This window comes from Vibrio sp. NC2 (genome assembly GCF_025195005.1).
GTDB lineage: Bacteria > Pseudomonadota > Gammaproteobacteria > Enterobacterales > Vibrionaceae > Vibrio > Vibrio splendidus.
On record NZ_JANVFC010000001.1, the window covers coordinates 735,262 to 749,136 of the forward strand.

Annotated in this window: 13 protein-coding genes and 2 pseudogenes; 8 read left to right on the forward strand and 7 right to left on the reverse strand. The window is 41.3% G+C overall.

Features of this window, described 5'->3' with window-relative positions:
• Positions 1–35 precede the first annotated feature (35 nt).
• From NX845_RS03535 to NX845_RS03545, 3 genes are all read left to right on the forward strand, one after another.
• The gene (locus NX845_RS03535; protein WP_260256533.1) at positions 36–281 is read left to right on the forward strand and encodes a hypothetical protein; all 246 of its coding nucleotides are present in this window, start codon (positions 36–38) and stop codon (positions 279–281) included.
• Positions 282–806: 525 nt separating this feature from the next.
• Positions 807–1,412, forward strand: a complete 606-nt coding sequence (locus NX845_RS03540; RefSeq protein WP_171308291.1) for a hypothetical protein — start codon at positions 807–809, stop codon at positions 1,410–1,412.
• 328 nt (positions 1,413–1,740) lie between these two features.
• Entirely contained in the window at positions 1,741–2,451 is a 711-nt protein-coding gene (locus NX845_RS03545; RefSeq protein WP_260256534.1) for a phospholipase D family protein, read from the forward strand.
• 38 nt (positions 2,452–2,489) lie between these two features.
• Here NX845_RS03545 and NX845_RS03550 read toward each other — a convergent pair whose 3' ends face one another.
• Entirely contained in the window at positions 2,490–2,858 is a 369-nt protein-coding gene (locus tag NX845_RS03550; protein ID WP_171308293.1) for a phage protein, read from the reverse strand.
• A 186-nt stretch (positions 2,859–3,044) separates the two neighbouring features.
• On the opposite strand from NX845_RS03550, the pseudogene NX845_RS03555 reads away from it, so the two are divergent.
• The 3 genes and pseudogenes from NX845_RS03555 to NX845_RS03565 all read left to right on the forward strand — a co-directional run bounded on the left by NX845_RS03555 (position 3,045) and on the right by NX845_RS03565 (position 6,413).
• A pseudogene (locus NX845_RS03555) lies at positions 3,045–4,380 on the forward strand (ISNCY family transposase).
• Between the two features lie 177 nt (positions 4,381–4,557).
• Positions 4,558–5,494 (forward strand): annotated as a pseudogene (locus NX845_RS03560) (ISNCY family transposase); the annotation flags it as partial.
• A 316-nt stretch (positions 5,495–5,810) separates the two neighbouring features.
• Complete coding sequence (locus NX845_RS03565) at positions 5,811–6,413, forward strand: DUF2971 domain-containing protein (protein ID WP_065682439.1); 603 nt, start codon at positions 5,811–5,813, stop codon at positions 6,411–6,413.
• A 100-nt stretch (positions 6,414–6,513) separates the two neighbouring features.
• On the opposite strand, the gene NX845_RS03570 is transcribed toward NX845_RS03565, so the two are convergent.
• The 4 genes from NX845_RS03570 to matP all read right to left on the reverse strand — a co-directional run bounded on the left by NX845_RS03570 (position 6,514) and on the right by matP (position 9,083).
• Positions 6,514–7,734 carry a hypothetical protein gene (locus NX845_RS03570; RefSeq protein ID WP_017094067.1) on the reverse strand — a complete coding sequence of 407 codons (1,221 nt, stop codon included), beginning with the start codon at positions 7,732–7,734 and terminating at the stop codon, positions 6,514–6,516.
• A 144-nt stretch (positions 7,735–7,878) separates the two neighbouring features.
• Positions 7,879–8,190: a hypothetical protein gene (locus tag NX845_RS03575; RefSeq protein WP_017094068.1), complete on the reverse strand. Its 312-nt coding sequence runs from the start codon at positions 8,188–8,190 to the stop codon at positions 7,879–7,881.
• 105 nt (positions 8,191–8,295) lie between these two features.
• Positions 8,296–8,604 (reverse strand): DUF3634 family protein, encoded by a 309-nt coding sequence (locus NX845_RS03580; protein WP_017082208.1) that lies wholly within the window; start codon positions 8,602–8,604, stop codon positions 8,296–8,298.
• Positions 8,605–8,627: 23 nt separating this feature from the next.
• Positions 8,628–9,083, reverse strand: coding sequence for a macrodomain Ter protein MatP (matP, locus tag NX845_RS03585; RefSeq protein ID WP_004733655.1), 456 nt, complete (start codon positions 9,081–9,083; stop codon positions 8,628–8,630).
• A gap of 188 nt (positions 9,084–9,271) precedes the next feature.
• Between matP and NX845_RS03590 the strand changes: the two genes are divergently transcribed.
• Together NX845_RS03590 and fabA are read left to right on the forward strand one after the other, a co-directional pair.
• Complete coding sequence (locus NX845_RS03590; RefSeq protein ID WP_065682440.1) at positions 9,272–10,924, forward strand: Lon protease family protein; 1,653 nt, start codon at positions 9,272–9,274, stop codon at positions 10,922–10,924.
• Between the two features lie 70 nt (positions 10,925–10,994).
• A complete protein-coding gene (gene fabA / locus NX845_RS03595; protein WP_010440782.1) occupies positions 10,995–11,510 on the forward strand; it encodes a bifunctional 3-hydroxydecanoyl-ACP dehydratase/trans-2-decenoyl-ACP isomerase in 516 nt (171 codons plus the stop codon).
• Between the two features lie 249 nt (positions 11,511–11,759).
• Here the strand turns inward: fabA and rmf are convergent, their stop codons facing one another.
• Positions 11,760–11,933: a ribosome modulation factor gene (rmf, locus tag NX845_RS03600; RefSeq protein ID WP_017074275.1), complete on the reverse strand. Its 174-nt coding sequence runs from the start codon at positions 11,931–11,933 to the stop codon at positions 11,760–11,762.
• Positions 11,934–12,093: 160 nt separating this feature from the next.
• Complete coding sequence (locus NX845_RS03605) at positions 12,094–13,875, reverse strand: DUF3466 family protein (RefSeq protein ID WP_065682441.1); 1,782 nt, start codon at positions 13,873–13,875, stop codon at positions 12,094–12,096.

Consider the following 13,875-nt stretch of genomic DNA (forward strand, 5'->3'; position numbering starts at 1 on the left):
ATCAAACCAGGATAAACCGGCATCGAGGAAAAATGATGGCTATTACGATTAGAGATACTGACCAACACGAAGAAATGCTATCCAAGCTAAAAGAACTGACGCGAACATCTACGATGTCGAAAGCCTTGGTTCAAGGCGGCTATGATGCGCTCAAATATCAAGAGCTATACCAGAAAGAACGAATACTCAATGAGAAGTTGAAGCGTAAGCTCTACGACAATGAGTTGGCAGTAACTGATTACCTCGATGCATTAAAAGGTCTTCAGTCTGTCGTGGACTAGCCCCGCAGGGATAAGGGAACCCACGAAAGTAATTTAGAATGATGCTGTCAGGTTCCCGATAAGCAGCGAAGCGTAGCTGACTTGATGAAACCACATCACCGCCCTTCACATTGCCAAGATCACCCTAGCAGAGCCTCACAGCATTAGTGGGGCTTTTTGCTACTGCAACCCATCTAACTCACAACTCTTTCTATTCTGCTCACAGCTTCGCGTGAGTCGTGAGAGCTGAACAGCGAGCGCGACGCTGTGGGCAGCAACCCCCGTGTTGTATCACGGGGGTAAATTCAATGCTCCAACTTAGTTCCGCGAACTCTGCTAGCATTTATTATAAAATTTGAAATCTCACGATGTAGTGTTAAGTTCAGAATTTATGCGATAGTTCTATCCAAATTTTATTGATTACATGAAAGGTTATATCAGTTTCATGTATGATATTCAGACAAAATTAGTTTTAGGTTATTTGAAGAAATGTATCAAGATTCGTATTTCACATTTTATGAAAAACTGTACTACCACGAGTTAGAGATGAAGCAAAAAATTGATATGCGCTTACAAGCTATCTTAGTGTTTACATTTGCATGGCTTAATTTATTGTCGTATATGCTTCAAGTACTAGATTTCGAAAGTAACAAACTAATTTCAATAATGTTCTACAATTTGATTGGTATTTATACCATATTCATTTTAAGAAGCCTGTATTACTCAGTTACTGCTTTCTATGGAAATGTGTACCAATATATCGAGACACCAAAGGTTTTTGACGATTATCACTTAGTTCTTAAAAATCACTATGAAGAACACAGTCCTGAATCTTACAAAGATTTGTCTGATAACGATTTAAACAAATTTATACGTATAAATTTAATCAATAGCACTCATCACAATTGCCAGTTAAACGATAAGCGTTCTCAGAAGGCATTTGAGTCAACAAAATGGTTAGTAATATCATTTTTGCCATTCTTAATTGCATTTTTAATTTTCGTAGGATTTAAGTTGGACTTAAAACACCCCACAAAGCCTATTCTTATTGAACAAACAACATATCAGGGAGTCAATTCCAGTGACAGACAAGTCAAATACACCAATCCAGCCAGCAGCCCCGACACCACCTCCTCCTCCTCCAGGGATTAGAGTAGTAAAAAGTTCTGTTGACCGAACTAAACGAGAGGCACCGCCTCCAAGGAAGGTACACGATGAATAAACCTAAATCACCACCGCCACCACCGCCACCACCAAGTGGTGTAAGATTCGTAAAAGATGGTGTAGTTCCCGACAAAAAGAAAAGTTAGTAATAAGTTCTCTTTAGCCGCAGTCATTGCGGCTTTTATTTTCTAGATCTCATTAACCTATATAGCTAGGCTTTATGCGCTGTGTTTTAGATACAAGATTAGCTTCTTGATTTAATTTTTGTTAAACCGTAACTTAGTATGCGTTAGATTTTATATGTCAAGGATATGAAATGGCTAAGTTTTTAAACACCAGTGCTACAAACTATTATCTCGAAGAACTCATTAAGAATGCATCTGAACGGCTGATACTTATCAGCCCATTCCTGAAACTTAATGACCGCATCAGAGAGCTATTAGAAGACAAAGATCGATTGAAAATCGACATCAGAATTGTTTATGGAAAAAGCGAACTACAACCGGATGAGATTAACTGGCTTAAAGGCTTATCTTTCGTTCGTACTAGTTTCTGTAAGAACCTTCATGCTAAGTGCTACATGAACGAAAGTTCTTGTATCATTACCAGCTTGAACTTATATGAGTTCAGCCAGGTGAACAACAATGAAATGGGTATCTTCATTGATAGAGATGAAGACTCAGAGATTTATAAAGACTCTTACGATGAAGCTCAGCGCATTATTCGCATTAGTGATGAAGTTAGAATTTCATTAGAAAAGGTTTCTTCTGACTCAGCCGAGTCAGCTGCTACTGAAGAATCAACTACAGTTGATGAACAAGCCAAGATTACTTCTTCTAAACTGGCTAAAAAGCATAAGCTCAAAACTGATGACTTTCTTCAAGCCTGTGTGACTAAAGGATACCTTTCATTCGAAGGTGGAAAACACACGTTAACTGAATCCGGTAAGGAACAAGGTGCTGAATCAAAATACAGCAAACGCTTTGGACCTTACTTTATTTGGCCGGAAGCTCTAGAAGTTGTTTAATAGAAATATACTAAAAAGCTCCTTTCGGAGCTTTATTTTTATCTCATAATTTTAGCTAGCGCCCTAGCAACCCTTATTAAATATGTTGAAGTCCTTATCTCTAACTCAGATTGTATTTCTAATAATGCGATTCCAGCTAAAATTTGTTGCGGTGTTACTCGCTGCCCTGTAGAAGTTTCTAACTTGTCATAGTGCATTTTAAACTGTTCCCAATCTTCACTAGCACTCAGTTCCCGACCTTTCGCCATCCTCATAAGCCTTTTACATTCCGGTGGCATCGGTTTTCCTTCGTCCCATCCTGTGACTGTTCTCACAGATTTAAAACACAATTCGGCGACCTCTTCCTTTGTCATTTGGCACTCTAACTCTCGAAAAATGTAATTCTTACTCATTTCGCGATACTTCAATGATAAAACCTCTAAATACAAGAGGTTGCAGTGAATTTATAAGATATGCACCATTAAACATAATCAGACATAATACGCACTAAATTGTAAGCCCCAGATAGTAATGTCCGGTTTGACCCATTTTAAAATGTCCTCCTAAGCTTACCTATATTTGTCTGCTTAGGAGTTATCCGGATGCTTATTACTATGAGTGAAAAAGATATTCATCGATTCAAGGTGCTTACTGACGTACGTGAAAAACGACTACGCCAAGTTGACGCTGCTGTCATTTTGAATCTATCTGCGCGTCATATCCGACGTTTGGTGAACCAACTGATCTCTCTTGGCGCGTAAAGTCTTACACACGCAGCGCGTGGACGCCCAAGTAATCGACGCTACTCAGAACATTTCAGAATTGAAATACTGAAACTTATCCGTGAACTTCTCACCAACGTTCGCTCTGGAAAAACTGACTGAACGACACAATCTATCCGTCTCTAAAGAAACACTCCGTCAATGGATGATCGCCGACGGACTGTGGCTTCCACATTCACAACGCAAACCTCGAGTCTATCAGCCTCGTTACCGTCGTGATTGCTTGGGTGAACTTATCCAAATTGACGGCTCCCATCATGACTGGTTTGAAGGCCGCAGCGACAAATGCTGCCTATTGGTGTTCATTGATGATGCGACTGGCCGTTTGATGAACCTAAGATTCAGTGAGACAGAATCCGCATTTGACTACATGTTGACCACGCGTGAATACCTCAATGAGCACGGTAAACCCATCGCATTTTACAGTGACAAGCACTCAATTTTTCGAGTGAATTAGGAGAAACACAAACAAGTTGGTCAAACTCAATACGGGCGCGTGTTGAAAGAATTGGCGATAGAACTCATCTGTGCCAATAGCTCCCAAGCCAAAGACCGCGTTGAGCGAGCCAACCTCACGTTGCAAGACCGACTGGTTAAAGAGATGCGCTTACAAGGTATCGACAGCATCGAACAAGCCAACGCCTGGCTTCCCTACTTCATCGCCGATTTTAACCACCGCTTTGCTAAGCTCGCTCAATACCCGAAAGACATGCATCGTCCGGTTCGAGAATCCAAGCAAGAACTCGACGATATTTTCAGTTGGCAAGAAACCCGCAAGCTCTCAAAGTCGCTGACATTTCAATACGATAAAGTGATCTATCTCATTGAGCCTACCGAAGAAAACAGCCGATTAACGCACGAAAACGTCAAGATACTCGACTACCCAAACGGTGAAATCGCCATCCAATACGGGCATCGAAAACTCGAATTCAAAACCTTCGATAAACTCGAGCACGTTCAACAAACCCAAGTCGTCGACAACAAACGCCTCGGCCAAGTTTTAAAATTTGCTCAGCAACAACAAGAAGAATTCGAACAACAACAGCAACGAACCCGCAGTAAGAAAGCCCCCAAGCGCCGTGCACAACAAAGAGCCCTTCAAACAGCCCCTCGAACCATCAACCCAGTCCTCACCGAACCATTCAAAGCCTCCAGTCGAAAGACCTAATAACGGGACATTTCTATTTGGGGCAAATGAGGACATTTTAAAATGGGATTGACAGAACCTGTAAGCGCAAAGTTGTAATGTCACTATTTTCCAAAGTTGAAATGTCCCTTTAGCTCATCACCACTAGGCTTAATTGATATTGGTAAACGCTATGGACATAACAACATGCTGGTGACTATGAGTGATTCAGAGATCAATCGTTTTAAAGTAATTGAAGATGTGTGTCAGCGACGGATACGTCGGGCCGATGCTGCCGAGATCCTCAGCTTGAGTGTCCGTCACATCCAACGCCTGATGAACCGACTTCGTAAATACGGTGCGAGCGGATTGGCTCATCGCGCTCGCGGTAAGCCTAGCAATCATCGTTATTCAAGTGGTTATCGAAACTCGGTGCTAAGCCTTGTCCGTGAAAACTACAGCGACTTCTCACCAACACTCGCTCAAGAAAAGTTATCTGAGCTGCACAACTTGCCCATATCAAACGAAACTTTACGTCAATGGATGATCGCCGACGGACTGTGGCTTCCACATTCACAACGCAAACCTCGAGTCTATCAGCCTCGTTACCGTCGTGATTGCTTGGGTGAACTTATCCAAATTGACGGCTCCCATCATGACTGGTTTGAAGGCCGCTGTGACAAATGCTGCCTATTGGTGTTCATTGATGATGCGACTAGCCGTCTGATGAACCTAAGATTCAGTGAGACAGAATCCGCGTTTGATTACATGCTGACCACGCGTGAATACCTCAATGAGCACGGCAAGCCCATCGCATTTTACAGTGACAAGCACTCGATTTTTCGAGTGAATCAGGAGAAACACAAACAAGTTGGCCAAACTCAATACGGGCGCGTGTTGAAAAGAACTGGCGATAGAATTCATCTGTGCCAACAGCTCCCAAGCCAAAGGCCGCGTTGAGCGAGCCAACCTCACGCTGCAAGACCGACTGGTTAAAGAGATGCGCTTACAAGGTATCGACACCATCGAACAAGCCAACACCTGGCTTCCCTACTTCATCGCCGATTTTAACCATCGCTTTGCTAAGCCCGCTCAATACCCAAAAGACATGCATCGTCAGGTTCGAGAGTCAAAGCAAGAACTCGACGATGTTTTCAAGTGCAAGAAACACACAAGAGTTAACTAGAACACTTCCTTTATTAAATTAGCCTTACGATTCTCAATACTAAGCCTATGCCATTTAGTCTTAAAAGTTACGTTGTATCTTATTTGCGACTAACCTACTTTAGTTCGCTATTACTCAACTGCAAAACAAACCACTTAAACCGGTCACTATTTCGTGTTTAAATTTTGTTCTATCAAACAGTTGTACCAATAAATTTGGTGATTGAGCAATCAAATGCTATGCATTCGGGTATGAGTTATGAATTAAAGTGTTAACATCAAGCAATGTTGTAAACTAGGTGTTTGATATGTTGCCTAAACTTTATAAGTTCAGATCTCTCCACGACAGAAACATACAATCTATTGCCGAATGTTCGTTATGGTTTGATTACGCTAAGACCTTTAATAACCCATTTGACTCTAACCATCTGCTCGATAAAGAACTTCAAAACGATTTCAAGGTTATGTGTTTTTCTCAGTCAAGTGACCATCCAATACTATGGTCTCAGTATGGCGACAACTTTAAAGGCATGTGCATCGAGTATGATCTCAATTGTTATAATGGTGAGGCCAAGCTCGATTGCTTTGAAGTCCAGTATGAAGACGACCTAAGTATGTTCCGCTTAGAATCGTTGGGGGAATTCCAAACATCTGAATTGGAAGCAAAAATATTCAAGATAAAGCATTCTAATTGGCGTTACGAAAAGGAATATCGCTGGGTGTTGCCTGATGAGGAGATGCTCGGCAATAAGCTGTACCTTAATAGAGAATGCCTAAGTTCTGTAATCCTCTCTGAACACGCTCCTGCCGACAGGAAGCTTAAAGTTCTGATGACTTGCCAACGCCTTGGTATTCCCGTTAAACACGCAACAGCCAAACAAGAGTCGTTTACATTCGAAGTGGTCAGTTAAAATAATATAACCAACTGATTCTTATTAAAAATAACAGTACCCATCAAAAGTTACAGTGTAAGAAAAGGGGGCCGCATTTAATGTGGCTCCCTTCTCTTATTTACATATTCGTTGTCAGTTTTCCAGGCACTCTACTCTGCATTTGTTCAATTGTCGTTATAGACATTTGAACTGTGGAAAACCAATAAGGGCGATGCTTAACGTTAAACAATTCGCTGTTATCTAACGCTTCAAAAATAGAAAACTTTCTTCCCTGAGCGAGAGCTGCACCATAAACTGTTCGCTCTAGCACGGGAATATCATTCACTTCCTCTAGAAGCGCCTCCTTTATAAATTGGTTACCCGGGCTCCAATCTATAAACTCAACAAAATTTTTGAGTAGCTTAAGATCCAATTGATCTACCATGGTCTCGAGAAACTGTGTGTTTGGGAGGATTTCAGTACAAGCATAATACTCATCATGCTTGTCACTTGCTTCACGATAGCCAAGCATCGTTTTTACCAATGCATCTTCAAATATTGAAGAAAAATGGTTACAAATCAAAAACAAAGGCAGAACCCTCAAAACACCCAGTAGAATACCGACGTTAGGATCCTTTATCGACGTGTCTTGAAGTCGAATTCGAGTCGCATTAGAAGTTACGACTAAATGTTGCCAAACCTTAGGAGTAATGTGTTTGATGTTAGCATCGTTCCATTTAATTAGTTTCTGGCTCATTAGTAATGGAAACAATAAACGACAGTTGTCTATACCTACCTGCTGTGCTGCAACCTTAGGGTCGAGAATCACCTTAGACTTTCTACCGTATTTCTCAGAAAACTCCGGATTGGAAACAAACTCTATTAAATTTGAACTCAACAATTTGCTCGTATCTAAAACCTGATGGATCTTAGAAAAGTTTAAGGATGGCGTATACGCAACACTAGCAAACTGGTTGTAGTCTGGTAGCTCTGAAAACAATGTGCTTATTAAGGTCCCTTGAAGCTTCTCAAGCATAAGCGCAGTGGCGGCATTACTGACATCATCGACCACGTAGCGCAATGTTTGTTGCTTCGCGACGACTTTCTCACGATGAGCGTTAACTCTATCTTGTTCACAACGCAATAGAATACGTTGATTGCGAGATATGCGGTCAGATTCATCAAATATAACGCTATCACAGTATTTATTTTCCAAACTCAGTAATGTATCTACCGTAGATTGCTCGAGTTTATATTCCGGTGAGATCAGCCACCGATTAAAGCGAGCCTCAACATTGATTGAGACTTTTCTAGATATCTCAATCACTTCAGGGGTGTAATTTTTATGTGCTAACAACAACCGTGATTTTCCTTTGCCCTAAATGCTCTTTTATCGGCATACTCTGCCTTTATAATAAAACTAATATTAATAGAAATTAGAGATTGGTTCACGTAATTGTTTCAATAAAATTAAGATCATTTAGTTATAGTGCATGATGTCGGATTATTCTGAGATATGGAGGCGGATGTACTTTTCAGGAAAGCTGTATTTGAACTTTTTCTTCCTCGGTAAGTGCTTTTTAGCTTGTTTGCATACTTTGCTATCGCCAGATGCCCTAACCTTTTTGATTCTGGCAAAACCTTTAGAGTGCTTCATTTCTATCATCAGGTCGCAATAACCATCAAAATCAATATTACTCTTGTTGAGCCCTTCCAGCACTGTGGCTTTGATTTTTTTGGCTACGGGGTTAACCAATGCATCGTCGGCAAAAACTAATGGGGATAAAAAACACGACAGAAATATTAGATATCTCATACTGCTCTCTCTTTATTGGGGGGGAGAACAGTATGCTTGCAGTTTAGGGGGATTAAGAATTAACTAAGTATGACGTTTTACCAGATAACTCGTAATTCTCGATAATTACGCTTTCTTTGAACCTTTGGATTTAAATCCATTATGCGGAAATACGTTACGAATACGTTGTTGAACGCTTTTAGGTACATCTTTAGTAAATTTGAGATTGTAACCAGAGCGCTTCGCATACACTTTCAACTCACCCTTGAAGGAATTATTGTGGCCAATTTCTTGAAGGTTGTGCTTAAAGCTCGGTGGAAGATGACCTTTAACTTGTTCGATCGCCCCGTCACTAAATTTGATTTTCAATACCGGCCGATCAACTGCGACTAACCAAAAAACCAACGCTGCACCAATTAAGATTACATACATCATAATGTCACCACTACTGTTGACGGTTATTTATCGTCAGAAAGGAGCTTACTCAAATCTTCTTTAAGGCTAGTAACTGTCTTGCTGGCCTGCTCACTTCGAGACGCTTCGCTAACCAAATACTCTATCGCATCAGATAACGTACAACCAAGTTCGTTTGCTCGTTGAGATAACTTCTCCCAGACTCGATAATCAAGATCGATAGACTTCTTTTTAGTATGAACTTGCTCAGCGTTGAAATGGCGCTTACGTTTGGCTCTGATCGCTTGCTTGAGTTTGTTATCAAGCTCAGGCGACATGTTATTTGAGATCCACTCAAGAACCCCTGTAGGTTGGTGTTCTAGCTCCAACAAAGCTTTCACGGCAACATCAGCTTCACTTGAATCTATATGGCAAGTGATCGAATCACCTTCTTTCCATTTTTTTACCAAGTAGTTCCATTTCCAACCACATTCTAAATTTTCAAGCTGCTGATATTTCATGTCTAATCTCGAGAGTTAACCTAGTGACAGCGTAACCCATAATAGGTCACTTAACAATTATTGTCTTGAAAGAATAGACCAAGATCATACTTATATTAGCTTAGTGTTTAGTAACTACAACATAGACCTATATGAGTCCTCGGTTTTTCTATATACTCCCTACCTTATTATCATAATCAGACATTTAAATGACTCAAGTAGATTGGCGACATGTAACGCCTCAGTACGATGAATATAGCGCTCAACTAGAGCAATTTCCTGACATCTCTCCTTTCACATTCTCAGATATTCAACATAGATTTAGAGATGCGCTAACCCGTTTTGTACGCCTATCCAATCTTTCACGAGTTCTACTTGTTAATGCGCCTGACAACTCAATCTATCGTCAACTTATCGTTGAATCTTTGACGACAGAGTTACAAGACGATGCTCAGCCTGTTATAAAAACCGAATCTTTAAATGCAGCCGCTTTATTTGACCAAGTTCAGTCTAAAAATGGTGAAATTGTAGCGACAAAGCCAGGTCTACTTTCTAGAGCGAACAATGGCTACCTCGTTGTCTCAGCGAATCTGATCCTTGCAAATCCAGGAAGTTGGTTGTTATTGAAATCCGCACTTCTCGGTGAAGCAGTCGAACCAATTAGCAGTTTTCCAGAGCATCTAAATCAAACGCCTATCGCTGCACTGACATACAACATTAAGTTGATTGTTGTCGGAGACCGCGCTCAGCTTGGTGATCTGGATTATCTAGATGGCGATATTCAAACAGGGTTTTGTCTATTCAGTGAAATAGAACAAGATATTAAGCTTTCACACGATACTTTGACCCAATATCTTGGGTATCTAAGATGGCTTCAGCAACGTTATAACCTCCCATACATTACGCAACAGGCACTAATTGGGATTCTTACCGCTGGCGCGCGTGAGACTGAAGATCAGAGCTATATCCCTTTATGCCCTATTTGGCACAATGCGCTATTGAGCGAAGCTTTAGTTGAAGCGGACAATGGTGACATTGATATTCACCATATTCAGCAAGCTCAACAACACAAATACAACCGCGAGTCTTACCTTCCTGAACGTGCTCTCGATGATATTCGAGATGGCCAAGTCATCATAGAAACAGAGGGTGAGCAAATAGGACAAGTTAACGGCCTGACGGTTATTGACGTTCCTGGACACCCTATTTCTTATGGTGAACCAGCTCGTATTTCCTGTGTTATTCACTTTGGCGATGGCGACATTACCGATGTAGAGAGAAAAGCAGAGCTTGGTGGCAACCTTCATGCTAAAGGCATGATGATCATGCAAGCGTTCGTAAGCAGCGCGCTAAACCTTGAAGATCCGTTGCCATATGCTGCTTCTGTTGTGTTTGAGCAATCATACTGCGAAGTTGACGGCGATAGCGCTTCCCTTGCTGAGCTTTGCTCTCTGGTAAGTGCTTTGTCAGAATACCCTATCAATCAACAAATAGCGGTAACCGGTGCTGTCGACCAATTCGGTCGTGTACAAGCCGTTGGTGGGCTAAACGAGAAAATCGAAGGCTTCTACCATGTGTGTAAACACAACGGGCTAACTGGCGAACAAGGTGTGATCCTTCCAAGATCTAACTTAAGACACCTTGCTCTGAAGCCAGACCTAATTGAAAGCATCAAAAACAAAGAGTTCCATATCTGGTCTGTGTCTAATGTAGATGAAGCGATTCCTCTTATTATGAACGCACCATTTAGGGACGAAGAACAAGAAAGCGTTCTGAGTAAAATCGCGGAACGTATTGAAAATTTTGAAAGACATGAGCACCCAATTGGAATTGTTGGACGCATTAAAAACTGGTTTGTCTAGTACTGATCGGACTTGTTTAGCGTACACCGGTTCACTAATATGCACCTATCAAAAATCGGAGTAATTGATAATGCAAAACAAACGTGATTCTTACACTCGCGAAGATCTTCTAGCATCAAGCCAAGGCGAACTATGGCCAGAAGGTCCTCAACTACCAGCACCGAACATGTTGATGATGGATCGCATCACTAAAATGTCTGAGACTGAAGGTGATTTCGGTAAAGGTTTGATTCTTGCTGAACTGGATATTACTCCTGACCTATGGTTCTTCGACTGTCACTTCCCTGGCGACCCAGTAATGCCTGGTTGTCTAGGCCTTGATGCAATGTGGCAGCTTGTTGGCTTCTACCTTGGTTGGGTTGGCGGCAAAGGCAAAGGCCGTGCTTTAGGTGTTGGTGAAGTTAAATTCACTGGCCAAATCTTACCTACGGCTAAAAAAGTAACTTACGAAATTCACATGAAGCGTGTTGTTAACCGTCGCCTAGTAATGGGCCTTGCAGACGGTCGCGTTCTTGTTGATGGTAAAGAGATCTATGTTGCTAAAGATTTGAAAGTTGGTCTTTTCCAAGACACATCAGCATTCTAGTCTAATAGTTAGATTTTTAATAAAGCAGCCAATGGTTGCTTTATTTTCATCCCAACAAATTTAGTTATAGTGCACCAAGATGTGACAAAATAACTCTCATCAATTATATGTCCACCAGCGAAACAACCTTAAATCACTTTCTAATCAGCCAGTTCTCGGTTTATAAGGCCTTGTATGGTTCTCAGAAACTAACAAGGCTCCAGCTGTTATACAACATGGAGCCTTGACCTTTGAATATGTTCGCCCTATCTACTTATAGAGACCTGAATGCTTATCATCTTTGGCATCACGCCAACCACCTAACCAATACGATTTAGAATCCATTTGACTGTATGGGCAAGCTTCTTGTGACCTGCCGTTTAAACCAGCTTTGTAACCTTGAGATTGTGCTCGTTCTAGGCGATCACGCTTTTGTCTCTTCATAGTACAGTCCTCATACGGGTGTTCGTTTACTAACATACAATGATTACAACTTCGTGGAGTTTTGTTGACTCCAACTTTAAGAGTCGACCACTTTTGCACTTTTCTCAAGGCGAAAAAAAGCCCGAGTTCAGAATTGTGAACTCGGGCTCAAGAGATAAAATTATTTAAATTTTCTACGGAACCCTAACAGGCCAAGCACAGTCAAACCTAACCAACCTAACCCTGCACCTTGGCGGTCAACTTTTACTGTATCTGTGCTACGAGTCTGGATATCTTCTTTAATAGCACCGCTAATAGGAACCAACTTAACCGCGACAACTTCTTCGACTGCGTTAGATGACGCTCCACCACAATATGAGTTATGTGACGTTGTATCGTATGGTTGTGTTGTTCCACCAACGGTACACTTGATAGCTGTTGCTGAGATCACACCTGCATCATTGATATCAGAAGCATCAATAATTCGGAACTTGTTGTTTTCTCCAGAAGCGTTGCCATCATTTGTTAGGTCATCTAACCACCAAGCTTGGCCGTTGAAGATGTCTACACGACGCTCATCTTTCGATGAAGCAACATTATAAGGATAAATAAAGCCACGGTGTCTACGCTCACTACCATTTACTTCACGAGTCGTCTCAGCGTCAATCTGGCCAACAAACTCATTGAAGTTGTTAACTGCTTTAGCTTCACCGCTCGAACCACCAAAGAATATACCACCAGACAAGTATGTTGCAGTAGGAGTAGATGCTGATGCATCAGTTACAACGAAAATCTTGTTACCTGCGCTACCACTCTCTGGTACATAACCGTTGCGTTTAGAATAACCGACAGCAAACAAGTTATCGTTAATATCGGTCGCTACAGAGTTACTGTATCTAGCGTCATTATTAGAAGACCCAGAATTAACCTCAGTACCACTGATTACTTTAGTCGTCCAAGTAGCACCAGAAATATCCAATGAGTCACTCACAAAAACGCTTGCGTTCATGTCTTGTAGATCACCACTTCCATTTACTGTATCGAAACCAACGCCATACAGGTTTCCTGAACTCTCCACCAGACCACGCATGCTTCCCTGAGCAAAATAATCTCCGGTTTGAGGAATATCACCTTGTGTCCATGTAAATTGGTGAACTTCACCAACTTTCCAAATCGCAGCTTTAGAACTAAATGTAGTGTTTGAAGTACCTGTCGCTGGTCCTTTGACTGAAATACTACCAAAGTTGTAAATGATGTCAGTACCACCATTATCAACAGTGAGTGCACCCCAAGCTCGAGATTCAGAAGAAGCAGACAGAGGAACTGTTGCAACGGCATTATGACGAATATCACTACCGTTCGATTGGATACCCAATGGAGAACCAATTTTATTCAGAGAATTAATAACAACGTTGTATTGACTTATAGATGCTCCGCCTTGAACAAATGCTTGCGCACTAACATAACTTAAGTCATTTATTTCTCTGCTCCATGTATTCCAACGCTCGCCAGCCCAAGAATTGCAAGTGTTGTACTTTAATTCACGATCACAATAGTTTTCAAAATCTTTGAATTCCTGAATGTATTGAAATGCTGCATCCATCGCGAATGGAACTTCTTCACGGTAGCTCACGCCTTCCTCAAATAGTTTTTTATTGTCACCAAAACCTTCTTGGGCAAGTCTAACTTCTACAGCAGCTAAAAATTTATTATCTGCTGGATCTTCGTTAGGAGCATTTGAGCAATTTGTGGCCGTTGAGTCAAAGCAACCTAACAATAAATCATTGGTTCCATCGTTCGCCGAACCCGGTTGTATAGCAACACCAAAAGAGTTTTGGACATCACCGAGTACTATTGAAGTTGGTACCTCAACCTCAACAATATCATAAAGCGCAGCATTCGCATTAGTTGCAGCCAAAACTAGGGCTGCAACTGTTGTTAATTTAAATTTAGTACAAGTCAT